Origin of the sequence: Glycomyces luteolus, assembly GCF_027622875.1 — a bacterium.
GTDB classification, from domain to species: Bacteria; Actinomycetota; Actinomycetes; order Mycobacteriales; family Micromonosporaceae; genus Glycomyces; species Glycomyces luteolus.
On record NZ_JAPZVP010000004.1, the window covers coordinates 38,451 to 62,274 of the forward strand.

General features: G+C 71.6%; 24 protein-coding genes. 17 read left to right on the plus strand and 7 right to left on the minus strand.

Annotated elements, in window-relative coordinates; translation table 11 throughout:
* Positions 1-227: 227 nt before the first annotated feature.
* Entirely contained in the window at positions 228-656 is a 429-nt protein-coding gene (gene mce, locus O1R50_RS05820; RefSeq protein ID WP_270108962.1) for a methylmalonyl-CoA epimerase, read from the minus strand.
* A 32-nt stretch (positions 657-688) separates the two neighbouring features.
* Here mce and O1R50_RS05825 point away from each other — a divergent pair, with 32 nt between their 5' ends.
* The 6 genes from O1R50_RS05825 (at position 689) to O1R50_RS05850 (ending at position 7,773) form a co-directional block, all read left to right on the plus strand.
* Entirely contained in the window at positions 689-1,849 is a 1,161-nt protein-coding gene (locus O1R50_RS05825) for an acetyl-CoA C-acyltransferase (protein WP_270108963.1), read from the plus strand.
* A complete protein-coding gene (gene meaB / locus O1R50_RS05830; protein ID WP_270108964.1) occupies positions 1,849-2,769 on the plus strand; it encodes a methylmalonyl Co-A mutase-associated GTPase MeaB in 921 nt (306 codons plus the stop codon). Before O1R50_RS05825 ends, meaB begins: the two co-directional genes overlap by 1 nt.
* A 42-nt stretch (positions 2,770-2,811) precedes the next feature.
* The gene (locus O1R50_RS05835) at positions 2,812-5,430 is read left to right on the plus strand and encodes a valine--tRNA ligase (protein WP_270108965.1); all 2,619 of its coding nucleotides are present in this window, start codon (positions 2,812-2,814) and stop codon (positions 5,428-5,430) included.
* Positions 5,431-5,508: 78 nt separating this feature from the next.
* Positions 5,509-6,846, plus strand: coding sequence for a bifunctional folylpolyglutamate synthase/dihydrofolate synthase (locus O1R50_RS05840; RefSeq protein ID WP_270108966.1), 1,338 nt, complete (start codon positions 5,509-5,511; stop codon positions 6,844-6,846).
* Positions 6,839-7,252, plus strand: coding sequence for a DUF4233 domain-containing protein (locus O1R50_RS05845; RefSeq protein WP_270108967.1), 414 nt, complete (start codon positions 6,839-6,841; stop codon positions 7,250-7,252). Before O1R50_RS05840 ends, O1R50_RS05845 begins: the two co-directional genes overlap by 8 nt.
* Entirely contained in the window at positions 7,249-7,773 is a 525-nt protein-coding gene (locus tag O1R50_RS05850) for a GNAT family N-acetyltransferase (protein ID WP_270108968.1), read from the plus strand. The genes O1R50_RS05845 and O1R50_RS05850 overlap by 4 nt, the downstream gene beginning before the upstream one ends.
* Here the strand turns inward: O1R50_RS05850 and O1R50_RS05855 are convergent.
* Positions 7,770-8,069, minus strand: coding sequence for a hypothetical protein (locus O1R50_RS05855; RefSeq protein ID WP_270108969.1), 300 nt, complete (start codon positions 8,067-8,069; stop codon positions 7,770-7,772). The genes O1R50_RS05850 and O1R50_RS05855 overlap by 4 nt on opposite strands.
* 31 nt (positions 8,070-8,100) lie before the next feature.
* The gene (locus O1R50_RS05860) at positions 8,101-8,325 is read right to left on the minus strand and encodes a hypothetical protein (protein WP_270108970.1); all 225 of its coding nucleotides are present in this window, start codon (positions 8,323-8,325) and stop codon (positions 8,101-8,103) included.
* A 183-nt stretch (positions 8,326-8,508) separates the two neighbouring features.
* Here O1R50_RS05860 and O1R50_RS05865 point away from each other — a divergent pair, with 183 nt between their 5' ends.
* The 4 genes from O1R50_RS05865 (at position 8,509) to O1R50_RS05880 (ending at position 13,772) form a co-directional block, all read left to right on the plus strand.
* Positions 8,509-9,144: a GNAT family N-acetyltransferase gene (locus O1R50_RS05865; RefSeq protein ID WP_270108971.1), complete on the plus strand. Its 636-nt coding sequence runs from the start codon at positions 8,509-8,511 to the stop codon at positions 9,142-9,144.
* Between the two features lie 105 nt (positions 9,145-9,249).
* Positions 9,250-11,805, plus strand: a complete 2,556-nt coding sequence (locus O1R50_RS05870) for an AAA family ATPase (RefSeq protein WP_270108972.1) — start codon at positions 9,250-9,252, stop codon at positions 11,803-11,805.
* 19 nt (positions 11,806-11,824) lie between these two features.
* Positions 11,825-12,769, plus strand: a complete 945-nt coding sequence (locus O1R50_RS05875; protein ID WP_270108973.1) for an SCO2523 family variant P-loop protein — start codon at positions 11,825-11,827, stop codon at positions 12,767-12,769.
* Between the two features lie 7 nt (positions 12,770-12,776).
* Positions 12,777-13,772 (plus strand): SCO2522 family protein, encoded by a 996-nt coding sequence (locus tag O1R50_RS05880; RefSeq protein ID WP_270108974.1) that lies wholly within the window; start codon positions 12,777-12,779, stop codon positions 13,770-13,772.
* A gap of 8 nt (positions 13,773-13,780) precedes the next feature.
* Here the strand turns inward: O1R50_RS05880 and O1R50_RS05885 are convergent, their stop codons facing one another.
* Entirely contained in the window at positions 13,781-14,791 is a 1,011-nt protein-coding gene (locus tag O1R50_RS05885; protein ID WP_270109244.1) for an SCO2521 family protein, read from the minus strand.
* Positions 14,792-14,835: 44 nt separating this feature from the next.
* Positions 14,836-16,401, minus strand: coding sequence for a VOC family protein (locus tag O1R50_RS05890; protein ID WP_270108975.1), 1,566 nt, complete (start codon positions 16,399-16,401; stop codon positions 14,836-14,838).
* Positions 16,402-16,486: 85 nt separating this feature from the next.
* Between O1R50_RS05890 and ndk the strand changes: the two genes are divergently transcribed.
* A complete protein-coding gene (ndk, locus tag O1R50_RS05895; protein WP_408612611.1) occupies positions 16,487-16,942 on the plus strand; it encodes a nucleoside-diphosphate kinase in 456 nt (151 codons plus the stop codon).
* 61 nt (positions 16,943-17,003) lie between these two features.
* Here the strand turns inward: ndk and O1R50_RS05900 are convergent, their stop codons facing one another.
* Positions 17,004-17,612 (minus strand): nucleotidyltransferase family protein, encoded by a 609-nt coding sequence (locus tag O1R50_RS05900; RefSeq protein ID WP_270108977.1) that lies wholly within the window; start codon positions 17,610-17,612, stop codon positions 17,004-17,006.
* A 38-nt stretch (positions 17,613-17,650) separates the two neighbouring features.
* Positions 17,651-19,168 carry a PucR family transcriptional regulator gene (locus O1R50_RS05905; protein WP_270108978.1) on the minus strand — a complete coding sequence of 506 codons (1,518 nt, stop codon included), beginning with the start codon at positions 19,166-19,168 and terminating at the stop codon, positions 17,651-17,653.
* A 244-nt stretch (positions 19,169-19,412) separates the two neighbouring features.
* Between O1R50_RS05905 and uraD the strand changes: the two genes are divergently transcribed.
* Genes uraD through O1R50_RS05935 form a run of 6 tightly spaced genes read left to right on the plus strand, consistent with a single transcriptional unit; the run spans position 19,413 to position 23,820 of the window.
* A complete protein-coding gene (gene uraD / locus O1R50_RS05910; protein ID WP_270108979.1) occupies positions 19,413-19,907 on the plus strand; it encodes a 2-oxo-4-hydroxy-4-carboxy-5-ureidoimidazoline decarboxylase in 495 nt (164 codons plus the stop codon).
* Complete coding sequence (uraH, locus tag O1R50_RS05915) at positions 19,904-20,233, plus strand: hydroxyisourate hydrolase (RefSeq protein ID WP_270108980.1); 330 nt, start codon at positions 19,904-19,906, stop codon at positions 20,231-20,233. The genes uraD and uraH overlap by 4 nt, the downstream gene beginning before the upstream one ends.
* A 2-nt stretch (positions 20,234-20,235) precedes the next feature.
* Entirely contained in the window at positions 20,236-21,078 is an 843-nt protein-coding gene (gene pucL, locus O1R50_RS05920; RefSeq protein ID WP_270108981.1) for a factor-independent urate hydroxylase, read from the plus strand.
* Positions 21,075-21,953: an FAD binding domain-containing protein gene (locus O1R50_RS05925; RefSeq protein ID WP_270108982.1), complete on the plus strand. Its 879-nt coding sequence runs from the start codon at positions 21,075-21,077 to the stop codon at positions 21,951-21,953. Before pucL ends, O1R50_RS05925 begins: the two co-directional genes overlap by 4 nt.
* Positions 21,950-22,462, plus strand: coding sequence for a (2Fe-2S)-binding protein (locus tag O1R50_RS05930; RefSeq protein WP_270108983.1), 513 nt, complete (start codon positions 21,950-21,952; stop codon positions 22,460-22,462). Before O1R50_RS05925 ends, O1R50_RS05930 begins: the two co-directional genes overlap by 4 nt.
* Positions 22,459-23,820, plus strand: a complete 1,362-nt coding sequence (locus O1R50_RS05935) for an 8-oxoguanine deaminase (protein WP_270108984.1) — start codon at positions 22,459-22,461, stop codon at positions 23,818-23,820. Before O1R50_RS05930 ends, O1R50_RS05935 begins: the two co-directional genes overlap by 4 nt.
* The last annotated feature ends 4 nt before the right edge of the window (positions 23,821-23,824 follow it).

The window sequence follows — 23,824 nt, forward strand, 5'->3', positions numbered from 1 at the left end:
CGACAGCAAGGTCAGGGGTTTATGAGGGGCGAACCACCCGCAACACTAGCCGCAAAACGGGCGAAATCCTTGAAACGACACGGAACTCGTGCACGGTGAAGTTTCGGTGTCCTCCAGGTGTCACCCGAATGGCGTCGTCCGGCGAAGCCTGCGAGCCGGAAACGGGCACAGCTCCGACAGCGACCGTGCCGGAGCCGTCGCGCTCCGGCAGCGGACCTGCAAGGGCCCTATGCGGGTTCGACGAGTTCGATGAGGACGCCCCCGGCGTCCTTCGGGTGCACGAAGTTGATCTTGGAGCCTGCAGTGCCTTGGCGCGCTTCGTCGTACAGCAGCCGGCAGCCCCGCTCCCGCAGCGCGGCCGCCGCCGCCTCGACGTCCTCCACGGTGAACGCCAGCTGCTGCAGCCCCGGCCCCTTCGAGCCGATGAACTTCGCGATCGGCGAGGCCTCCCGGAGCGGCGCGAGCAGCTGCACCTGCGCCCCGCCCTCCGGCCACGCGACCATCGCCTCGACCACGCCCTGCGCCTCGTTCACCTCGCGGTGCACCTCGGTGCCGCCGAGCGCCCCGACGTACCAATCCAGGGCTCCCGCCAGGTCCGGGACCGCGATCCCGACGTGATCGATGCGCCGCAAGCCGATTCCCTCAGTGAACGTCATACCATCGAGGGTATCGACCAACGGAGGTCTCCATGAACGACGACAACACCGTCATCCTCGCCAGTGCCCGGACACCCATCGGGCGCTTCAACGGCGCGCTCGCCGACATCCCCGCCACGGATCTGGCCGGGACTGCCATCAGAGCAGCGCTCGAGCGGGCCGGCGTCGCCCCCGAACGGGTCGACCAGGTGATCCTCGGGCAGGTCCTGCCGGCCGGATGCGGCCAGAACCCCGCCCGCCAGGCCGCCGTCGCGGCCGGGCTGCCCATGAGCATCCCGTCGCTCTCGGTCAACAAGGTCTGCCTCTCGGGGCTCACCGCCGTGGGCCTGGCCGACCAGCTCCTGCGCGGCGGCGCCGCCGACGTGATCGTCGCGGGGGGCATGGAGTCGATGAGCCGCGCGCCGCACCTGCTGCCGGGCTCGCGCCGCGGCTTCAAGTACGGCGGGGCGGTGCTCCTCGACCACCTGGCCCACGACGGCCTCACCGACGCCTACGACGGCATCTCCATGGGCGAGTCCACCGAGCGCCACCTCAAGGGCCGCTCGATCACCCGCGAGGACCAGGACGCCTTCGCCGCCTACTCGCACCAGCGGGCCGCCAAGGCCGCCGAGCGCCTCGCCGAGGAGATCACCTCGGTCGAGACCCGCAAGGGCCTGGTGGACGCCGACGAGGGCGTCAGGCCCGAGTCGACCGCCGCGGGCCTGGGCCAGCTGCGCCCGGCCTTCACCGAGAACGGCACCATCACCGCCGCCACGGCCTCGCAGATCTCCGACGGCGCCTCTGCGCTCGTCCTGACCAAGAAGTCCACCGCCGTGGCGAACGGCTGGGCCTGGACCGCCGAGATCCTCGCGTACGCCACCGTGGCCGGGCCCGACAACTCGCTGCTCGACCAGCCCGCCAACGCGATCGCCAAGGCCCTCGCGACGGCCGGCGTCGCGGCCGCCGACCTCGACGTGGTCGAGATGAACGAGGCGTTCGCCGCGGTCGTCCTGGCCTCGGCCGAGTCGCTGGGCGTCGACCTGGAGAAGGTCAACCCCGACGGCGGCGCGATCGCGCTCGGGCACCCGATCGGGGCCTCCGGAGCGCGCCTCGCGCAGACCCTCGCCCGCCAGCTCGGCCCCGGCCGGCTGGGTGCGGCCGGTCTCTGCGGCGGTGGCGGCCAAGGCGACGCGATCGTCCTCAAGGGAGCTTGATGCCAGTCGCCGACCTGGTGGCGGCGGCCCGGGCGGGAGACCGCCGGGCCACCGCCCGCCTCATCACCGCCGTCGAGAACGGCACCGCCGACGCCCCGGAGATCGCGCGCCTCGTCAAAGGCGGCGACGCCACGATCGTCGGCGTCACCGGCTCGCCCGGCGTCGGCAAGTCCACGCTCGTCTCCGCGCTGATCGCCGCCTGGCGCGAGGCGGGTCTTCGCGTCGGCGTGCTCGCCGTGGACCCCTCGAGCCCGTTCAGCGGCGGCGCGATCCTCGGCGACCGGGTGCGCATGGCCGACCACGCCCTCGACCCGGGCGTCTACATCCGCTCCATCGCCACCCGCGGCCACCTCGGCGGCCTCGCCGCCACCACCGGCGCGGCCGTGCGGCTCCTCGAGGGCATCGGCTTCGACGTGGTCATCGTCGAGACCGTCGGCGTCGGCCAGGCCGAGGTCGAGATCGCGTCCCTCGCCGACACCACGCTGCTCCTGCTCGCCCCCGGCATGGGCGACGGCATCCAGGCCGTCAAGGCCGGGGTCGTGGAGATCGCCGACGTCTACGTGGTGAACAAGGCCGACCGGCCCGGCGCCGACGGCACCGTGCGCGACCTCCGCGCCCTCATGAGCCTCGTCCGCCGCGAACCGGGCGAATGGCGCCAGCCGATCTGCAGCACCGTCGCCTCCGAAGCGAAGGGCATCGACGACCTCGTGGCCGCCATCACCAAGCACCGCGACTGGCTCGCGGGCGGCGACCACCTCGCCGTCCACCGCCGCCGCCGCGCGGCCGCCGAGATCCGCGCCCGCGTGGACGCCGAGCTCCGGCGCCGGTACACGGTGAGCGAGGCGCTCGCCGAACAGGTCGCGAACGGTGAAACGGATGTGGCGAGCGCGGCCCGGAGGGTGCTGGGCGACACCACGTAAACCGCTTCGCGTCCCGCCATCCGCGCTACATACACTGGACTGGTGACAGACGAAGCGAAGCAGACACCGGACCTGGAAACCCATCTCCCGAAGACGTACGCGCCCGTAGAGGTAGAGGCGCGTCGCTACGAGAAGTGGGTAGCCGACGGTCGCTTCAAGGCTTCCGACGACTCGGACCGCGACCCCTACGCGATCGTGATCCCGCCGCCGAACGTGACCGGCCAGCTGCACCTCGGGCACGCGCTCAACCACACCCTCATCGACTGGATGGTGCGCCGCGAGCGCATGCGCGGCAAGGAGGCCCTGTTCCTGCCGGGCACCGACCACGCCGGGATCTCGACCCAGAACGTGGTGGAGCGCCAGCTCGCCGACAAGGAGGGCCTGTCGCGGCACGACCTGGGCCGCGAGGCGTTCGTGGCGAAGGCGTGGGAGTGGAAGGACACCTACCACGAGCGCATCACCTCGCAGATGAAGAAGATCGGCGACGGCGTCGACTGGGACCGCGAGCGGTTCACCCTCGACGAGGGCCTGTCGAACGCCGTGCAGACGATGTTCAAGCGCATGTACGACGACGGCATGATCTACCGCGCCGAGCGCATCATCAACTGGTGCCCGCGCTGCATGACCGCGCTCTCCGACGCCGAGGTGGAGCACCAGGACGACGCGGGCGAGCTCGTGTCGATGCGCTACGGGGAGGGTGACGAGTCGATCGTGGTCGCCACGACCCGGCTCGAGACGATGCTCGGCGACACCGCCGTGGCCGTCCACCCCGACGACGAGCGCTACCGCCACATGCTCGGCACCACCGTGGAGGTCCCGTTCACCGGCCGCCGCATCCCGATCGTGGCCGACGCGCACGTCGACCCCGAGTTCGGGACCGGCGCGGTGAAGGTGACCCCGGCGCACGACCCGAACGACTTCGCGATCGGCCAGCGCCACGACCTGGAGTCGATCCTCATCATGGACGAGCGCGGCGTGATCACCGCGCACGGCCCGTTCCAGGGGCTCGACCGGTTCGAGGCGCGTTCGGCGATCGCCGCCGCGCTGCGGGCCGAGGGCCGGATCGTGACCGAGAAGCGCCCGTACATGCACGCCGTCGGCCACTGCGAACGCTGCGACACCACGGTGGAGCCGCGCCTGTCGCTCCAGTGGTTCGTGAAGGTGGAGCGCCTGGCGAAGCTGGCCGGGGACGCGGTGCGCAACGGCGAGACGAAGATCTACCCGCCCGAGATGGAGAAGCGCTACTTCTCGTGGGTGGACAACCTGCTCGACTGGTGCATCTCGCGCCAGCTGTGGTGGGGCCACCGCATCCCGATCTGGTACGGCCCCAACGGGGAAGAGATCTGCGTGGGCCCGGGCGAGACCGCTCCTGAGGGCTACACGCAGGACCCGGACGTGCTCGACACCTGGTTCTCCTCGGGGCTGTGGCCGTTCTCGACGTTCGGCTGGCCGGAGGAGACTCCTGCGCTCGACAAGTTCTATCCGACGGCCGCGCTCATCACCGGCTGGGACATCATCTTCTTCTGGGTGGTGCGGATGATGATGTTCGGGACCTATGCCATGGGCAAGGCCCCGTTCGCCGAGGTGGTCCTGCACGGCCTGCTCCGGGACAAGAACGGGGTCAAGATGTCGAAGACCCTGGGCAACGGCATCGACCCGCTCGAGGTGGTCGACAAGTACGGGGCTGACGCGCTGCGGTTCATGCTGGCGCGCGAGGCCAACCCGGGTGCGGACGGCATCGCCTCGATCGAGCTGGCCGAGGTCGCGAGGAACTTCTGCAACAAGCTGTGGAACGGCACCCGCTTCGCGCTCATGAGCGGCGCCACGGTGGAGGGCGACCTGCCCTCGGACCTGTCGCTCATCGACCGGTGGGTCCTCTCGCGCCTGTCGGGCACCGTCGCCACGGTGGACGCCCACCTGGAGCAGTACGAGTTCGCGAAGGCGATGGACGTGCTCTACCACTTCGCGTGGGACGACGTGTTCGACGTGTACCTGGAGCTGACGAAGCCGGTGCTGGCCGCGGGCGGCCAGGCCGCCGAGGACACCCGCCGGGTGCTCGGCCACGTCTTCGACCAGCTGCTGCGCCTGCTGCACCCGGTGATCCCGTTCGTCACGGAGGAGCTGTGGCTGACGCTGACCGGCACTGAGGAGCAGGGCGACTCGCTGACCGTGGCCGCCTGGCCCACCCCGTCCGGTGCGGACGAGGAGGCCGAACGGCTCGTGGCCGCGATGCAGCACGTGGTCGTCGAGGTGCGCCGCTTCCGCTCGGACCAGGGCGTCAAGCCCAACCAGCGGGTGGCCGCGCGCATCACCGGCCTCGACGCGGCGGGACTGGGCGACCAGGAATGGCTCATCCGCTCCTTCGTGAAGCTCGACGCCGAGCCCGAGGGTTTCGCGCCGACCGCCGAGCTGGCGGTGTCCGGCCAGGTCACGGTCGCGCTCGACACGTCGGGGACGATCGACGTCGCGGCCGAGCGGGCCCGTCTCGACAAGGCCCTCAAGGCCGCTGAGAAGGAGCTGGCCGGGACGACCGGGAAGCTCGGCAACGAGGCGTTCCTGGCGAAGGCGCCCGATGCCGTGGTCGACAAGATCAAGGCGCGCAAGGCGACCGCCGAGGCCGACATCGCGCGCATCACGGCGCAGCTCGAACGACTGGCGTAGGCGAAGGGCGGCCGCCCGGCTCGGGCGGCCGCCCGACGCTTCGCGAACGTATGGCTCGCAAGCAGGGGGACAACCACAGTGAACGCCGAACTGGCGCAAGTCGAGGCGCTTCTCGAAGCCCGCGGGTTCTCCCGCTGGGACTTCACGCTCGACCGCATCAAGCAGCTGCTCGACATGATGGGCGACCCGCAGCGGGCGTTCCGCTCGGTGCACGTCACGGGCACCAACGGCAAGACCTCGACCTCGCGGATGATCGAGCGGCTCCTGCGCGGGCACGGGCTGCGCACCGGCATGTTCACCTCGCCGCACCTCAACTCCGTGAACGAGCGCATCGCGATCGACGGCGAGCCCATCAGCCCTGACAAGCTCGCCGCCCAGTACTACGAGATCGCGCCGCTCGCCGAGCTCGTCGACCGCGAGGCCTCCGAGCCGCTCACCTACTTCGAGATGACGGTGGCGCTCGCCATGGGCGCGTTCGCCGACACGCCGATCGACGTCGGCGTGATCGAGGTGGGCCTCGGCGGCGAGACCGACTCGACGAACATCCTGAACGCCGAGGTCGCGGTCATCACCCCGATCGGAATCGATCACACGAAGTGGCTCGGCGAGACCCTCGCCGAGATCGCGGCGATGAAGGCCGGGATCGTCCACGAGGGCTCGACGCTCGTCACCTCGACGCAGGAGCGCTCCGCGATGGAGCCGCTGCTGCGCCGCGCCAACGCCGTCGGCGCGAAGCTCGTGCCCGAGGGCCGCGGCTTCGAGGTCACGGCCCGCGAAGTGGCCGTCGGCGGGCAGCTCATCACGATCGAGACCCGCGCCGCCCGCTACCAGGACCTGTTCCTGCCGCTCCACGGCGAATACCAGGCCCACAACGCCGCGCTCGCGCTGGCCGCCGTCGAGGTCCTGCTCGGCGCGGGCGAGCCGAAGGCGCTCGACGCGGAGGTCGTGGGCGAGGCGTTCGCGGAGTTCTCCTCGCCCGGCCGCCTCGAGGTGGTGCGGACGGCGCCGACGGTGATCCTCGACGCCGCGCACAACCCGGCGGGCATGGAGGCCATGGTGAAGGCCGTGGAGGAGGAGTTCAACTTCCGCAAGCTCGTCGGCGTCGTGGGCATGCTGGCGGACAAGGAGACCGACCACATGCTCGAACTCCTCGAGCCGCTGCTCGACGAGATCGTGATCACGAAGTCCTCTTCGGACCGGGCGATGCCCGCGGCGACGCTCGCGAAGATCGCCAAGGAGGTCTTCGGCGAGGAGCGCGTGACGGTGCTCCCGCACATGTCGGACGCGATCGCGCGCGGCGTCGAACTCGCCGAAGAGGCCGACGACATCTACGAGTCGGGCGGCGGCGTGCTCGTCACCGGCTCGGTGTTCACCGTCGCGGACGCGCGCCAGCTCCTGGTGGGCCGCCGTGGCTGACGACGACGAGCATGTGACCCCCGAAGAGGCCGAGGAGCCCTGGACCGAGCCCGACGAGGGCCGCTCGGGCCTGCGCGACCCGGCCCGCGCCGCGCGCAGCCTCGGGGCGATGGCGTTGAGTTTCGAGGCGCTGGCGCTGCTGCTGGCGATCGTGCCGATGCGGATGATCCTGGACGACAGCACGGTCGCGGTGGTCGCGATCCTGATCCTGGTGGTCGGCTGCGTCGCCCTGGCAGGCATGGCCCGGCGCGACTGGGTGTGGCCGGCGGGCGCGGTGCTGCAGGTCGCGGTGATCGCGTGCTGGTCGATCCACTGGGCGCTCGGCGTCGCCGGGATCGTGTTCGGCCTCGTGTGGGCCTACTGCTGGTATGTCAAGGTCGCCCTCGGGAAGCCGCCGAAACGATGACGCTCGAACTGCGGACCGAACGGCTCCTGCTGCGGCCCTTGTCGACCGGCGACGCCGAAGCGCTCGCCGCGATCAACGCCGACCCGGAGGTCATGCGCTACATCGGGAACGGCGCGCCGCGCGATCTCGAGCAGACCGAGGCGCTGGTCGCGAAGGTCGCGTCGCACTGGGACGAGCACGGCTGGGGCGCATTCGCGGTGTGCGAGAACGACACCGGCGACCTCGTCGGCCTGGGCATCCTCGCGACCCCGTCGTTCCTGCCGGAGATCCTGCCCGCAACCGAGGTCGGATGGCGGATCGGCCGCGACCGCTGGGGCCGCGGCTACGCGCCCGAGGCGGCGCGGGCCGTGATCGGCTTCGCGTTCGGCGACCTCGGGCTCGACCGCGTCGTCTCGTGCATCCACAGTGAGAACGCCGCCTCGGTCCGCGTGGCCGAGAAGCTCGGCATGGCCCTGGAGCGCGAAACGATCGTCCCGGGCTACGAGGTCCCTTGCAGCGTCTACGAACTGAAGGCCCACTAGCAGCTCGAGCCGCCCCCGCCGGAGTCGCCGCCGCCGCTGAACCCGCCGCCCGAATCGCCGCCGCTGAACCCGCCGCCGCCCGAGTTGTCGCTGTAGCTCGGACCGCAGTCGCTGCCGCCGCCGGAGCCGCTGTCGGAACTCGAACCGGTCCAGCCCATGCCGAAGTTGTTCGCGCTGCCGTCGTAACCGCCGTGATGACGGCGCCGCCCGCCCGAGGAGGAGCGGGTCGCCACGGCCGCGATGGAGACCAGCGCGGCGATGGCGACGAGGACTATGAGGAAGACGGCGCCGCCCATCAGGACTCCCTAGGGGTAGAGGATCGAGGATTCAGCGTACTGCCGCCGCGCCAGCGGCGGGGTCCGCGCGCTCGCCGTCGGTCCCCCGCTCGGCGTCGTTCGCGGTCCAGCCGCTGGGGATCGGTTCGCCGGAGGTGGCACCGCCCGGCCCGGCGCCGCGGCGGCGGCGCCTGCGGCGGCGGTCGAGGACGCTCGTCACGACGGCGGCGACGCACGCGGCGCCGATGATCGCTCCCGCCAGGACCAGTTCGACCATCGCGACTCCTTGCGCCTGAAGGGTACCGGTACGCCCGGTTTGCCGACCCTACTCATAGGACGCCAGTAGACCTCGAAACGGACGCTCCAATCTGTCGGGTAACCGACAGCGCACGTTCCGCGATCGGGTTCGCGTCGTGACGCTGTGCCATAGTGAAACAGACATGCGTAGCCAGGATGGACGATGGCTACCGCGGCAGCAGCGTTTGCGCACCCCGATCTTGTGCGCTCCTTCGACATGGGGGACCGGATGGGCGACACGGCATACCTACTCGACACCGAGCGGACCCGCCTGCGCCCATGGAGGCTCGCGGACGCGCCCGCACTGGTCGAGATGAACCGCCAGCCCGACATGCTCCGTTATGCCAATGAGGACCGAGCGGACACGCTGCCGGAGGCCGTCCGCTGGATCGAAGAGCAGCAGCGGTACCTGAGCAGCCACGGCTACGGGATCGTCGCGCTCGAAGAGCGCGCGTCGGGTGCGCTCATCGGGTTCGTCGGCCTCGCCACTCCGACGTTCCTGCCCGAACTGCTGCCCGCGACCGACATCGGATGGCGGATTCGGCGGGAGCTGTGGAATCGCGGGCTGGCGACCGAGGCGGCCCGGGCGGTACTCGACTGGGCCCACGGACCTCTGGGCATTCCCGAGGTGCTCGCCATCTCCAACGCCGGGAACCGCGCGTCGATCCGCGTCATGGAGAAACTGGGCATGGTGCTGGGCCGCGCCGCGACCGTACCCGAGACCGGTACTCCTGTCGTGGTCTACGTGTCGAAAGCCCCGGCGGAGCGGCAACGGGTGGAAGACGGTGCCCGGACCTGACCGCTCCCCTCGAAACACCCCCATTGTCGAGTGAAAGCCTGAACCCCCTTGAGCCTGTTGGTCGAGATCGCCATCCAGTTGATTTCCTCCCTGATGGGAGAGTCGGTGAAGGACAGACTCACCGCGTGGAAGGTCAAGCGCAGCCTTCACGGCATGGTCACGGAAGCCATCCGCATCGCGACGCGCGAACTCTCGATCGACGAGAAGTCGAGGCGCCGGTTGGCGCTCGAACTCGAGCACGCGCTGAAGGGGATGGAAACCTGGGAGTTCATCGACTCCGACGGGTCCGTGGTGCTCCGCGAGACGCTCTGGAAGCGACTGCACGCCTTCGACGCGGCCTCGGTGACGAACCGGCCCGGGCGGGAGCTGCTCCGGCGCCACCCGGGCATGGGCTGGGCGCTGATCGACGGCCTCTTCGACCAGATGACCCGCAGCATCCACCGGCGCGGGAACAGCGTCGGCGGCCTTTCGGAACTCAGCGCCCGAACCCTGGTCGCCGCGCGGACCCGGATCGAATCGCGTATGCATTCGGCACCGATCGACTTCTCCAGCAGCAGGTTCGGGCTGCGCGCGGTGGAGTCCTACATCGCCAGGGACGCGGTGGCGGAGCAGCTGCTGGAGGCCTGCCGCGACATCGGCTCGTCGGGAATCGTCTGGATTCACGGTCGGGCGGGTGTGGGCAAGACGGAACTCGCCTGCGAACTGGCGCGTCTCCTCGACGGCGGCGGCGGCGCTTCGATCCCCTATATCCAGGTGCCGCCGGAGGGGGACGGCGACCAGCTGCTCGGTAGGCGCAGGAACCGGCTGCTCGAAGAGCTGGCCGCCCTGAGCGGTGTCGCGGGAGCCGACCGGATGAAGCCGAACGAGCTGCGCCAGACCTGGCGGTCGATCGTCAGGTCGAGGAGGATCAGCGCGATCGTGATCGACGACGTCGCGCGCGTCGAGGACATCTGGCCCTTCGTGCCGGCCGACGCGGACTGCATCGTCATCGTCGTCTGCCGCCAGAACCTCCCGGGCGTGTTCGCCGAGCGCTTCGCGGTGCCGGACCTCCCGGTCGAGCGCGTCAGAGCCTATGCGCGGACCCTGGAAGGGCTCGCCGCCGAGATGATGCTGGAGCTGTCGAACGACGTCGCGCGAACGCCCGCGCTCATTCCGCTGATCACCGGGCTGCGAAGCGACACAGCGGTGGCGTCGGTGATGGAGTTGATCCCGGCGGGCGCCGATCCGGACGCCTCCAGATACGAGATCATCGCAGCCGCCGCGAGCCGACTCGCCCTGCGCAACCTCGGCCCCGCTGGGCGGGACCTCATCGAACTCCTCGCGAACCTGCCCTTCAAACGGCTCACGCCGAGTCTGCTGACCGTGCTCGATCCGGCACTCGACATCGAGGGCGCCAGGGGGACCCTGGATCTGTACTGCGCCGAAGGACTCGCCACGCGGGTCCCCGACGGCACCTGCGAACTGACGCCGCACACCTTGACCGCGATCGCAGACGAGCAGAGCGCCGGCGCTTCGAAGCAGGCCCTGAAAGCGGCCGTTATGGCGTACCTGCGCTTCGCCGCGCTGGTCGGCACCGGCGCCACCGACATCAGCCACGGTTCGCGGGCCGTGGAACCGCATCCAGCGATGCCGATGCCTCCTGAGCCGGAAGCCTGGCTCGACGCCGAACGGGAGCACTTCATCGCCTTCTTCGAGCGTTTCGGCGGACTCCCGGACGTGGACATCAAGCTCCGACTGCTGGAACTCTGCTTCAGCGCGGGCCCGGTGCTGGTCCGCCTCGGCCGGACCGCCGACGCCGCGCTCCTGCTGGAATCCTCGATACAGATCGCTTCCGACATCGGCAGCGTCCAGGACCAGGCCGACCTCCGGCTCATGCTCGGGACCCTCGTGCACCGTCGCTGGGACCGCTACCAGGACGGCATCGCGGAGCTCGCGAAGGCGTACGAGCTCTACATGGAACTGGAGGACGTCAAGGGCCAGGCCTCCGCGCTGCTCGGCATCGGCCAACTTGAACGGCTTCGGGAGCGGTTCCCCTCCGCGCACCGCTACCTGCATTTCGCCCGCGAGCTGTTCGCGCTCCTCGAGTCCGGTGACGACGAAGCAGAGTGCCTGCTGGGCATCGGCATGGCCCTGGTCTGGTGCGACGAACCGGACCTCGAATGGGCCGACGCGGCGCTCCGCAACGCCGAAGCCAACTTCCGCCGGGCGGGATCGGTCCGCGGCACTGCCGAGGCGATGTGGGGCCGGGCGGAGGCGGACCGGGTCGCCGGCCGGCTCGACGCGGCGATGACCCGCGCCGCGGCCGCGGCCGAGCAGGCCAGGCGGGCGGGCGACGTGCACCTGCAAGCGGAGATCGCATTGAGCCAGGGCCGGATCATGCTGGAGGCGGAGGAGTTCGACCAGGCCGCCGCGCATTTCGCGAACGCGAAGCGGCTGTTCCGCGAGACCCTGGACAAGGTCGCGACCGCCGACGCGTGCAAGGGCCTGGGGGACGTGCTCGCGGCGCGAGCGGACCGGTCGGCGGCCGCCGAGCACTGGAGCGAAGCGCTCGAACTCTATAGGGTGGTCGGTAGTCGCAACGCTGAGCGGGTCGAAGCCTTGCTGCGCAATGGAAAGCCGACGGCCGGCGGTTCGCCGGAGCCGGCTCGGCAGCTTCGCTGAACCCGATGGGAGGACGCGCTTGATCATCTTCTCGACCTCCGGCAAGGGAGGCACCGGCCGCACCGTCGTGTCGTGCAACCTGGCCTACCGCCGAGCGCTGCAGGGCGCCAATGTGTGCTATGTAGACTTCGACTTCGGTTCGCCCACGGCCGGAGCGGTATTCGCCATCGACGAACTCGATCACGGCACGTACGGCAACGGGATCCACGAATACCTCCAAGACCTCGCCTCCGAGCCCGAACGCCACTCGGTGTGGACCATGAGCGACCGCGAGGCACTGCAGGCCAGGCCCGACGGCGCGGGCGAACTCGTACTCTGCCCCGGTGACGCCGACGGCTCCGAATTCCCCGGCGACGAGACCACAGTGGACCGCTGTGTGAACCTCCTCCAAGAGCTCTCGCGCGAATTCGACCTCGTCGTCATCGACCTCAGCGCGGGCCGCTCGCACGCCACCGAGCTGGTCATGTCCGCCACCGCCCGCCCCGAACTCGCCAACCTGCCCTGGCGGTGGATCGTCCACCACCGCTGGACCAGGCAGCACGTGATAGCCGCGCACTCCCTCGTCTACGGCGAACGGGGCCTCGTCGACACCGGCAGCGCCCTCGGCGAGGACTACCAGCGCAAGCTCCTCGCCTCGATCCGCTACGTGCGCACCGCGGTCGTCGACCCCGACGGCGCCGACCTCGCCGGCCTGAAACCGACGCAGATCCGCTGGCTGCGCAGAATCGACGGAGACCTGCACCAGTTGGCCGCCCGACTCAAACTGGGCCGCATGAACCTGCTCGGTGCGGTCCCGCTCGACCCGGTGCTGCAGTGGCGCGAGCAGATCGTCACCGACGCCGACATCGACACGCTCGACATCGCCAACCAGGAGACCGTCAAAGCGTTCTCCGAGCTCGCGGTGCGCGCCGCCGAGGAACTGTTCACGCCCGGTCTCGACCCTTTCCCGCGCGACATCGTTTGAGCCTCTGATGACCTACGAAGAGGGAACCGCCGAGCAGCACACCGAGCGGTTCGGCATGTCGCATCTGTCGATCGAGGTCGGCCACCTCTATGCCGACGACCTCGCCCGGCCCGACACGCTCAAGGCCGAGATGGCCGCGGCAGCGGCCTGGGCGCACGGCGCGACTGAGGCCCTTGCGAAGCGCCTCGGCGGGCGCCGCCCGCGCGTGAGCACCTGCTACCTCGTCGACGACTACAGCCAGCAGGGCATGCCGCCGCCCGAGGAGCTCATCAGCGTCATCACCGAGGCCGCGGACGACGCCGGGCTGCGCATCGACTACCTCGCGCGCGAATCGGCGTGCGCCGCCATGGGCCCCTTGCAGCTCGCGGGGCTCGTCGCGGACCGGATCGTGTTCGAGCCGCCCCCCGGCGAGAACGGCTCCCGTCCTACGGTGGCCCGCTCGGGCTGGTTGTGCAACGGCGTGCCCAGTCCGAAGCCGAGGGGCGTCGCGATGGGCGTAGCCGACCAGTGGTCGCCGCCGATCCAGAACGCGAAGCGCGACCACTCGGTGTTCCTCGACGTCGAGCTGTGGAGCGAGACGGACCAGGGGCGCCGCTGGTCCTGCCCGATGCTCGCGGCGGTCTGGCAGCTGCTGCGACTCGGCGTGCTGCGCAACCAGGGCCGCCGTATCGGCGTGCCCGAAGCGGTCGCAGCAGTCGTCGTCGACGAGCACGGCCACGACCCGGACCGTCCGGCGCGGGCCCGCTTCCCCGAGTCGTGGGCGGCGATGCCGCCGATTCTGCAGCTCGAACCCGGGGCGTCTCCGTTCCCCGCGTACCGCACCGTCTCGATCCTCTCCGTGAACTACCTCGAGGTCGAGCACGCGGTGCGGGTCATCTGCGGTTCCGTGCGCCCCGAAGCAGGTGCGGTCGAGGTCATCCGGAAGGCCGCCGAACGGGAGGGCATGGCCCTCACCGAGGAGATCGTCGACCGACTCAGCTACATCTTCCTGGGACCGAACTGAGACGCCTTTCAGCTGCGGTAGGCACCGCCCGGGCCGTCCTGCCACTGGCGCTGCTCCATCAGGTCGAGCATCCGCATTGACAGATCGGCCGCGCTGTAATCGATCTGCGAGCGCACGCGTTCGACCATCGACGCCCACTGCCGGTTCAAGCCAGGGCGGGGCTCCAGCGCCTCCCACATGAACTGCATCGCACGGGAGGTCCGCGCGCCTGCCGCCCACAGATGCAGCAGGTGGTCGACCACGGGCCGGAGCGTGCGCAGAGTGTGCCGCAGGTCGTCGCCGATCTTCGCGAGCGCGATGCGCGCCGCGACCGCGGTCAGGAGCCAGTCGTGGATCGCGAGGTCTTCGGCCGCGGTCGCGACCTCCTCGGGGTCGACGCGGCCCGTGACCATGAGCAGTCGTCGCCGCTCGTTGCCGACCAGGCGGAACGCCACGGCGCCGCTCTCGGCGGGGTCGACGACGGCGGCCCAGCGCAGTCTGGTGGAGCCGGTCTTGACCGGCGGGCGCTGGTCGAGACCGGGGCGCGAGAGCACGTGGTGGATCGAGTGCCGCGCGATCGCGGCCGCGTCGAGCAGTTCCGCGCGTGCTTTCCGGTTCTCGGCGACGAGGAAGCCTGCGGCGAGCCGGCGGGCGTCGAAGTTCCCTATCGTCTCCAGTGCCCCGGGCCTCGCCAGGTAGTGCGACCACGGCATCCGCCGTGGATGCTTGGAGAGCGACACTGACGCCCAGGCCGAGCCCTGGAGCAGATGCCCGCCGGTGAGGACGGCACGTGAGGCGACGGAGCCGACGGCCCACAGCGATCCGTTGCGGTCGTCCTCGTCGGTGTGGTGGCTGTCGGGCTTGGGGCCCAAGGGCAGTCGGCAGTCGACGCCGTGCAGGAGCGTCGGCGAGGCGGTGTGCGGGACGGGGCGCGCCCATTGGACGACGGTCTCGCCGACGGCCAGCGACAGGGCCGCGCGGGCCTCCTCGGGGGTGAGGGGGCGCGAGTGCGGCAGCAGCGCGGTGTGGATCTCGCCCACGATGAGCAACGGCGTTCGCTCCGTTCGCTGGTCCGGCGGGTTTCCTAGTCGCGCTCCCGGTGCTCGGTGATGGCCAGGCCGTGGCCGTCGGGGTCGCGGAAGGCCGCGGCCCGCATCTCGTAGTTCTGGCCGAGCAGCGCGGTGCGCGGCAGGTGCAGGAACTCGACGCCGGCCTGGTTCATCTCGGCGAATGTGGCGTCGAGGTCGCCGACCTCGAAGGTCAGGTGCATGACGCCGGTCTCGCCGGGCGGCGCGTCGGGCCGCTCCCAGAGCAGGATCTTGCCGAATCCGGCGTCGAGGATGGCGGCCTCCTCGGTGCGGTCGGCGATGTGGAGTCCCAAAGCGTCCGTGTAGAACTCGACCGATCGCTGGAGGTCGGCGACGATCAGGGTGGCGGCCACGTCCGTGACGTCGGTGCCGTCGAGCCGCTGCTCGGAGAGGAGCAGTTCGGCGAGGTCGTCGGCGAGGCTGCTCCCCTCGGTGGAGGTGCGCTGCCGCGGCGGCGACGGGTTCTTGAGCTTCGTGACGGCCTCGGCGATCGGGCCCCTCGGCGAGGGCGGGTCGGCGGGAGGCGGCGCGGGCGCGGCGGAGGCGTCACCGCCGATCTGCTCGCTGGGGAGTGTGAACGCCTCGGCGGGCGGCACGTCGCTTCGCGACGGCGCGTTCGCCGGAGGATCGTTCGGCAGCGGCGCGGACTCGGCGACCGCTGGGGGTCCCGCGGGCTCGTCGTCCTCGTCGTCGATGAGTTCGGCGTCGATCGGCTCGGTGATGAGCGTCCGCCCGGGAGGCACGGCCGCGACCGCGTGATCGGCCGGTTCCGGCTCGGCCGCAACGGGTTCCACGATCACGACGGCCAGAGGCTCCGGCGTCCGCGCAGGTTCGGCGGGTTGCACCGGTTCGGGCACGGGTGCCGCCGCTGGCGTCTCAGCTCGGGGGGCGGGCTCGAACAGGTCGTCGAGCGAGCTCGGGGCCGGTTCCTTGACCGCGGCGGGGCGCGGCGGGTCGTCCTCGACGATGAGGTCCTCGAGCCGGTGCTGACCGATGAGCGGCGGAGCCGGGACCGGCTGCGGGAAGCGCCGCGCCGAGTGCTCTACGGTGACGAACGCGATGCAGCCCGCGAAGCAGGCGAACGCGGTCACGGCGATGAAGACGCTCTGCGCGCCGACGGCCATGGAGGCGAGGAAGAACGAGAGGATCAGTAAAGTGATCGCGCCGACCGCGTGGGAGGTGCGCCACCGCATCCGCCTGTCGCCGTTGAGGGTCGTGCCGATCGCCTCGCCGCCGGCGGCATGGTGCTGCCGGGAGTGGAGGTCCTTCAGAGCGTGCTGGTTGATCGCCCACCAGCGAGCTTCGCGCGAGCGGCGCTGCTGGTCGAGCATGAGCCGCTGCTGGCGCAGCTGCTCTGCCGTCGCGCCCCGGCCCGCCGGCTGGCGTCCTCCGGTGCGGGGCATCGCCTTGCCGGGCGCGGCCTTGCGGACGCCGCTCTGGGCGGCCTTCTTCTGGGCGCCGCCTTTCGCGCCTCCGCGTGCGGCCCCGCCTTTCGCGCCGCCCCTGCTGGGCGCTTTCGAAGCCCGGGGGGCGGGCCTTGGTGGTTGGCTGCCACGTGCCATCGGGGACACCTCATCCACAACTGGGAGAACCGGGTTGCAACGTGAATCGTACGTGGGTGATGCAACGGACACAACATCCCTTACGATGGCAGCCAGAATCCGACCGACACTTTCGAGGAGTCCTCCCGTGGCCGAACAGCGCACGCTCGTCCTGATCAAACCCGACGCGGTCCGGCGCGGGCTCATCGGCGAGGTCCTGTCCCGCCTGGAGCGCAAGGGGCTGCGCATCGAGCAGCTGCGGCTGCGGACGATGGACGCGGCGCTCTCGGACGCGCACTACGCCGAGCACGTGGGCCGCGAGTACTACGAGGGCTTGAAGACGTTCATGACCTCCGGGCCCCTGGTGAGCCTGGTGGTCTCGGGCGACGAGGCGATCCCGGTGGTGCGCAAGCTGGCCGGGGCGACGGACGGGCGCAAGGCCGAGCCGGGCACGATCCGCGGCGACCTCTCGGTGTCGAACCAGCAGAACCTCATCCACGCCTCCGACTCCGAGGAGTCGGCGAAGCGCGAGATCGACCTCTGGTTCGCCTCCCAGGGGTGACCGCACCACTGACGGCGCTGGCAGTGGTGCGGAGCTCGACCGGGCCTTCCTTAGCTCGGGATCAGCAGCGGCCCACCAGTTTCGGAGGCGACGTGCGGCGCGTGAGCGCCTCCAGGTCCGCCTGCGTGTCGACGTCGATCGGGTCGCCCGGGCATTCGACCTCCCGCACCAGTCCCGGATGCGCGGCGAGGAAGTCCCGCGCCCCGCGGTCGCCCGCGGCACCGGCGGCGATCGCGTCGAGGTGCTCGCGCGCGAAGTACATCGGGTGGCCGCGCCGCCCCGCGTAGACGGCGACCGCGATGCCCGCGCCCTCCTCGGCGGCGGCGATGACGCGCCGGACCGCTTCGGGGACGATGCGCGGCTGGTCGACGAGGGTCACGACGACCCCGTCGTACCGTTCCGGGACGGCGGCGAGCCCGGCCTTCAGCGACGTCGAGAGCCCCTGCCCCCACCGCCGGTTCAGCACGGGCGTGAACGCCTCGGTGGCGGCGGCGAGCGCCTGCCCCGCGCCGGCGCCGAGCACGGCGAGCACCTGGCGGCACCCGCCCGTGTGCAGGGTCGCGACGGCCCGGTCGAGCAGGCTGCGGCCGTCGAACTCGGCCAGGGCCTTCGGTCCGCCGAAGCGCCGTCCGGCGCCCGCGGCGAGCACCAGCCCCGCGGTGTTCTTCATGTGTTCCCCCCTTCCATGGTCCCCCTTCGGGACCATGTTCACTCCAGGCTCACCGCGAGGGTGAGGTCCATCCGGTCGAGGGGGTTGCGCAGGTCGCGGCCGGTGAGCTCTTCGACCCGGCGCATCCGGTACCGGACGGTGTTGACGTGCAGGTGGAGGCTCGCGGCGCACTGGCGCCAGGAGCCGTCGCATTCGAGGAAGCGCCGCAGGGTCGGCAGCAGGTCGGAGCGGTGGCGGGCGTCGTATTCGAGGAGCGGGTCGAGCACGCGGGTGCGGAAGGCGCGGCTGACGTCGGCGGGCACGGCGGCCAGGAGCATCCGGTGCGAGACGAGGTGGTCGGGTTCGGCGATGTCGACGCCGCCGGGGCGCGGCTGCGCGAGCGCGGCCGTGTGCCGGGCCTGCTCGAGCGCGCCGCTCAGGCCCGCGGGGGCGCGGACGGGGTCGGCGAGGCCGATGCTGACCGCGCCGCTGCCGCCGAGCCCTGACATGACCTTCGCGCAGTGCCGGGCCCACTCGAGGAGCCGCGGCCGCTCTTCGGCGGTTCCGGCCGGGCCCGCGAGCACCGCGATGGTCTCGTCCCCGTGGCTGGCCCAGGCGGCGACGGGCGCGTCGAGTCCGTCCTGGGCCGCGACGGCTTCGGCGACCACGACTTCGCGGAGCGCGGCGGGCTCGCCGACCGCCGCGATGACGGTGACGCTCCCCTCGGACGGCAGGCCCGCCGAACGCATGAGGTGCTCGTCGGCGCGGCCCTCCCGCAGGGCGGTGACGAGTTCGACGTGCGGGGCGGGCCGCACGGCGGGGTCGTCGAGTTCGAGCATGAGCAGGGCCGCGAGCTGCTCGGCGACGAGCCGCCGCTCCGGCGGCCACCGCGTGTGGTCGTCGTCGATCACCAGGAACCGTCCGGTGTGGAGGGTCGAGCCGATGCCGAACACCGAGTAGGCGCGGTGCCGGTCCAGGGTCACCTTCTGCGGCAGGCGCTCCGCGGCGTGCGCCCTGGCCACTACCGCCGCCCGGTCGGTCTCGCCCAGGTCGAGCCCGCCGCGCAGCGCTCGACCGGTCGGCGACAGCACCAGGCATTCCATGCCCAGTTCGTTCCGGAGCAGCTCGAGGATCTGCCCGATCCCGTCCGCCGCGATGAGCCGCCGGTGCCGGTCCAGCAGCGACGCCAGGTCGCCCGAGCGGCCCACCGAGAGCCGCTGCACGATCCGCTCGGTGATCTCCGCGAACGCGACCGCCGCGTCGACGGCGAACAGCGGCAGGTCGTGGCGTTCGCACGCGTCCACCAGATCCAGCGGCACCGAATGGAACTCGGGGTGGTCGCCCGCGCCGAGCGCCGTCACCCCGGCCGCGATCAGGTTGCGCACGTACGTGTCCGAGTCGGTCTCGGCCCGGCGCCACATCAGGCCGGTGAGCACCAGCTCGCCACCCGTCAGGTACCGGCGCGGGTCGTGCATGTCGGTCGGCACCACCCACCGGATCTCGCGGTCGAGGTGGTGGCGGCCCGAGACCAGGGTCAGGCCCAGGTCGGGCATCTGCAGCAGTGAACGGAGTCGCATGGTTCGGCCCCCAGGGGTCCAGGCCTTCACAGGCGCGTCGGGACGCGGTAGGCACGTCCACCATAGCGCCGCCCGACTGCGGTCTTTGGACGATCCTCCAGCATTTAACGGCGGGGAAACCAAGCTTTCATAGCCGAAGACGAAGCCCCCGGCCTCGGGTTTCGGCTTCACTTACCGCACACGGCGTTGTCGTGCGACGGTGAGGGGAACGAGCCGTCGATGGAGCATGGACCAGGAGGAGCCGATGTGGACTCTCGGAGCGTTCAACACCGCTGACGCCGAGGACGCGGTCGAGGCGCTCACGGCCTGCTGCGCGTCCCGCGCATGGGCCGAGAAACTCGCTTCGGGCCGCCCCTACGGCACGGTCGCCGCCCTGCAGGCCGCCGCGCTGGCGGGCTTCGACGAGCTCGACGACGCCGAGATTGCCGTCGCGCACGCCGCCCACGCGCGCATCGGCAAGCCCAAACCCGCAGGTGAGGACCGGTGGTCGCGCGGCGAGCAGTCCCGGGCGCTGGCCGCCGACGAGGCGGTGCGGGCCGAGCTCGCCGAGGCCAATGCCGCCTACGAGCGGCGCTTCGGCCGGGTCTTCCTCATCTGCGCGACGGGCCTCAGCGGTGAGGAGATCCTCGCCGAAGCCAAGCGCCGCTTGGGCAGCACCGACGAGGCCGAGCACCGGGAAGCGGTCGCCGAACTGCGCAAGATCGTGGCGCTGCGCCTGGAGAAGGCGGTGCGGCCGTGAGCGATCCGTGCACCGTCTCCTCCCACGTCCTCGACGCCGTGGCGGGCCGCCCCGCCCCAGGCGTCCGCGTCACCCTCCTCAAGCAGGAGGGCGACGCGCTCACCCCGGTCGCGTCGGCGCCCACCGACGCCGACGGCCGCGTGACCGGCTGGACCACCACGCCCGGCCCGCACCGGATCCGGTTCGACACCGGCGCCTGGTTCGCGGCCCGCGGGACCGCCACCTTCTATCCGGAGGTCGACATCAGCTTCACCGCCGCCCCGGGCCACAGCCATGTGCCGCTGCTGCTGAGTCCCTTCGCCTACTCCACCTACCGGGGGAGCTAGCCGTGCCGTTCACCATGGGCCCCAACAGCTACGGCAAATCCGGTGTGCGGCTCGTCCGCGTCGGGCGCGAATCCGCGCGCCACGAACTGCGCGACCTCGCCGTGCACACCGCGCTCTCGGGCGACCTCGACGCCACCCACTACACCGGCGACAACACGGGCGTCCTGCCCACGGACACGCAGAAGAACACGGTGTACGCGTTCGCGCGGGACGGCATCGGCGCGATCGAGGCCTTCGCCGAACGGCTCGCCCGCCACTTCGTCGACGCGACCCCGTCGATCACCACCGCACGCGTCCGGATCGAGGAGCACGCGTGGACGCGCATCGGCGACCACTCCTTCACCCGCGGCGACGGCGGCGAACTGCGCACCACCGAGGCCGTCTACGACGGCCGGGCCGCGCGCACCGCCTCCGGAGTCAGGGACCTGCTGCTGCTCAACACCACCGACTCCGAGTTCCACGGCTTCCTCGCCGACGAGTACACCACCCTCGCCGAGACCCGCGACCGCATCCTCGCCACCGCCGTCACCGCGACCTGGGACTACCAGGCCGAAGACCCCGACACCGCATTCTGGGACCATGCGTTCACCAGAGCGCGAGGGGCGCTCCTCGCCGCGTTCGCGGACACCTACTCGCTCTCGCTGCAACAGACCCTCCACGCCGTCGGCGAGCGCATACTGAAGGCGGTCCCCGAGATCACCGAGGTGCGCCTGTCGCTGCCGAACCGGCACCACTACCTCTTCGACCTCGAACGGTTCGGCCTCGACAACCCCGGCGTGGTCTTCCAGGCCGGGGACCTGCCCTACGGGCTCATCGAAGGCACGGTCCGAAGGGAGGCGGCATGACCGCACCCGCAGCAGCACCCCCCTTCCACCGCCCCGGCGACCTCGGCGAGGCGCTGCGGCTCCTCGCCGCGCACCCCGAGGCCGTCCCGGTCGCGGGCGGCACCGACCTGATGGTCGCCGTCAACTACCGCCTCACCCGCCCCGCCGCGATGCTCGACCTCACCCGGATCGGCGAACTGCGCGCCTGGTCCGACGCAGGGGACGCGATCCGCATCGGCTCGGGCGTCCCCTACACGCGCATCGTCGCCGAACTCGCCACCGTCCTCCCCGGCCTCGCCGCCGCCGCGCGCACCGTCGGCTCACCGCAGATCCGCAACCGCGGCACCCTCGGCGGCAACCTCGCCACCGCCTCCCCGGCCGGCGACGGCCACCCGCCGCTCCTCGCCACGGGCGCCGACATCGAGATCGCCTCGACCCGCGGCACCCGCACCGTCCCCGTCGCCGCGTTCTTCACCGGCCCCAAACGCAGCGTCCTCCAACCGGGCGAACTCATCACCTCGGTCATCGTCCCCAAAGCCGCCGGACCGCAGCAGTTCCTGAAGGTCGGCACCCGCAACGCCATGGTGATCGCCGTCTGCTCACTGGCGGTCGCACTCGACCTGGAGACCCGCCGCCTCGGCACCGGCATCGGCTCCGCCGGGCCCACGCCGCTCACCGCGCCCGAAGCCGACCTCATCGAACTGCCCTGGACCCGGCCCGGCCTGTTCAACGACGCACTGGCCGAGGAGTTCGGCCGCCGCGTCGCGGCCGCGGCCCGGCCGATCGACGACGTGCGCGGCACCGCCGCGTACCGGCGCCACGCGCTGGCGGTCTGCGCCGCGCGGGCGCTGCGCCGGGTCTGGACCGCCGCCCACGGAACGGAGAGCACCCGATGAAAGTGGAGATGCGCATCGACGGCGAGGCCGCGGTGGCCGACGTCGACCGACCAGGGGAGAGCCTCCTCTCCACCCTCCGCGACCGGCTCGGCCTCTACGGCACCAAGAACGCCTGCGAACAGGGCGAATGCGGGTCCTGCACGGTCCTGCTCGACGGCGACCCGGTGTGCTCGTGCCTGGTCGCGACCGCGCAATGCGAAGGGCGCGAAGTGAAGACGGTGGTCGGGGCGGTGCCGCGGCCGGTGCGCGACGCGTTCATCGCCTGCGGGGCCGTGCAATGCGGATTCTGCACGCCGGGACTGCTCGTCTCGGTGGCCGACCTGCTCGCCCGCGAAGGCGATCCGCGCGACCCGGTGATCAGGGAGGCGCTGGCCGGGAACCTGTGCCGGTGCACCGGCTACGAGAAGATCATCGACGCGGTGCACGCGGCGGCCGAGGCGATGGCGGACGAGGCGCACCGGGCGCCCGCCCGCTCCCGAGCCGCCGGTTCGACGGAGGAGACGCCATGACCGCCATCGTGATCGAGAACGCCGCGGTCGCGGCGGTGGACGCCGCCGGGACCGAGCACCGGCGCGGCCACGTCGCCTTCGAGAACGGCGTCATCACGGCCGTCGGCGAAGGGCCCGCCCCGCGCATCGAAGGCGCGACGTACCTCGACGGGGCCGGGTGCCTCGCCGCGCCGGGCCTGGTGAACACCCACCACCACCTCTACCAGTGGGCGACCAGAGGCTACGCGACCGACCACACGCTCTTCGAATGGCTCGTCGACCTCTACCCGGTGTGGGCCCGCATCGGCCCCGCGCACGTCGCCGCTTCGAACACCGCCGGGCTCGCGTGGCTCGCCCTCTCCGGGTGCACCACCGCCGCCGACCACCACTACGTCTACCCGGACGGCCACGCCGCCGACCTCGTCGACGTCCAGATCGCCGCGGCCGCGCAGATCGGCGTCCGCCTGCACCTGGCGCGCGGCTCGATGGACCGCGGCGTCAGCGACGGCGGCCTCCCGCCCGACCACCTCGTCGAGGACATCGACGCCGCGCTCGCCGCCACCGCCGACGCGATCGACCGCCACCACGACCCCGCCCCCGGCTCGATGCTCCGCATCGCCGTCGCCCCCTGCTCGCCGTTCTCGGTCTCCACCGAGCTGCTCCGCGAATCGGCCGCGCTCGCCCGCGACAAGCGCGTCCGCCTCCACACCCACCTGTGCGAGACCCTCGACGAAGCCGAGTTCTGCCGTCAGGTCCACGGCTGCGACCCCGTCGAGTACATGGACAAGGTCGACTGGATCGCCGAGGACACGTGGCTCGCCCACGCCGTCCACCTCGACGCGGACGCCCAGCGCCGCCTCGGCGCGGCCCGCACCGGCGTCGCCCACTGCCCTTCCTCGAACGCCCGCCTGGGCACCGGCCTCGCCGACGTCCCCGCCATGCTCGAGGCGGGCATCCCCGTCGGCCTCGGCGTCGACGGCGCCGCCAGCCAGGAGGCCGGGCATCTGGGCGAGGAGCTGCGCCAAGCCCTGTACACCGCGAGGCAGCTCCACGGCCCGCACGCGATGGACGCCCGCACCGCCCTGCGCCTCGGCACGATCGGCGGCGCCCGCGTCCTCGGACGCGACGCCGAGATCGGCTCCCTCGAAGTCGGCAAGCAGGCCGACATCGCCTTGTGGGACCTCACCGGCCTCGGCCACGCCGGCATCGCCGACCCCGTCGCCGCCCTCGTCCTCGGACCGCCCGCCCCGCTGCGGCTCCTCACCGTCGCCGGGAATCCGATCGTCGAACATGGCGAACTGCGCACCGCCGACACCGCGACCCTCGCCGGCGACCTCGCCACCGCCAGCGCGAACCTCAGGGAGGCCCGCGATGCCTGAACCC

Excerpts from the sequence above, each read along its gene's own strand:
- mce (WP_270108962.1), bottom strand. The coding sequence starts at position 656 with ATGACGTTCACTGAGGGAATCGGCTTGCGGCGCATCGATCACGTCGGG.
- O1R50_RS05825 (WP_270108963.1), top strand. The coding sequence starts at position 689 with ATGAACGACGACAACACCGTCATCCTCGCCAGTGCCCGGACACCCATC.
- meaB (WP_270108964.1), top strand. The coding sequence starts at position 1,849 with ATGCCAGTCGCCGACCTGGTGGCGGCGGCCCGGGCGGGAGACCGCCGG.
- O1R50_RS05850 (WP_270108968.1), top strand. The coding sequence starts at position 7,249 with ATGACGCTCGAACTGCGGACCGAACGGCTCCTGCTGCGGCCCTTGTCG.
- O1R50_RS05855 (WP_270108969.1), bottom strand. The coding sequence starts at position 8,069 with ATGGGCGGCGCCGTCTTCCTCATAGTCCTCGTCGCCATCGCCGCGCTG.
- O1R50_RS05860 (WP_270108970.1), bottom strand. The coding sequence starts at position 8,325 with ATGGTCGAACTGGTCCTGGCGGGAGCGATCATCGGCGCCGCGTGCGTC.
- O1R50_RS05865 (WP_270108971.1), top strand. The coding sequence starts at position 8,509 with ATGGCTACCGCGGCAGCAGCGTTTGCGCACCCCGATCTTGTGCGCTCC.
- O1R50_RS05880 (WP_270108974.1), top strand. The coding sequence starts at position 12,777 with ATGACCTACGAAGAGGGAACCGCCGAGCAGCACACCGAGCGGTTCGGC.
- O1R50_RS05890 (WP_270108975.1), bottom strand. The coding sequence starts at position 16,401 with ATGGCACGTGGCAGCCAACCACCAAGGCCCGCCCCCCGGGCTTCGAAA.
- ndk (WP_408612611.1), top strand. The coding sequence starts at position 16,487 with ATGGCAGCCAGAATCCGACCGACACTTTCGAGGAGTCCTCCCGTGGCC.
- O1R50_RS05900 (WP_270108977.1), bottom strand. The coding sequence starts at position 17,612 with ATGAAGAACACCGCGGGGCTGGTGCTCGCCGCGGGCGCCGGACGGCGC.
- O1R50_RS05905 (WP_270108978.1), bottom strand. The coding sequence starts at position 19,168 with ATGCGACTCCGTTCACTGCTGCAGATGCCCGACCTGGGCCTGACCCTG.
- uraD (WP_270108979.1), top strand. The coding sequence starts at position 19,413 with ATGTGGACTCTCGGAGCGTTCAACACCGCTGACGCCGAGGACGCGGTC.
- O1R50_RS05925 (WP_270108982.1), top strand. The coding sequence starts at position 21,075 with ATGACCGCACCCGCAGCAGCACCCCCCTTCCACCGCCCCGGCGACCTC.
- O1R50_RS05930 (WP_270108983.1), top strand. The coding sequence starts at position 21,950 with ATGAAAGTGGAGATGCGCATCGACGGCGAGGCCGCGGTGGCCGACGTC.
- O1R50_RS05935 (WP_270108984.1), top strand. The coding sequence starts at position 22,459 with ATGACCGCCATCGTGATCGAGAACGCCGCGGTCGCGGCGGTGGACGCC.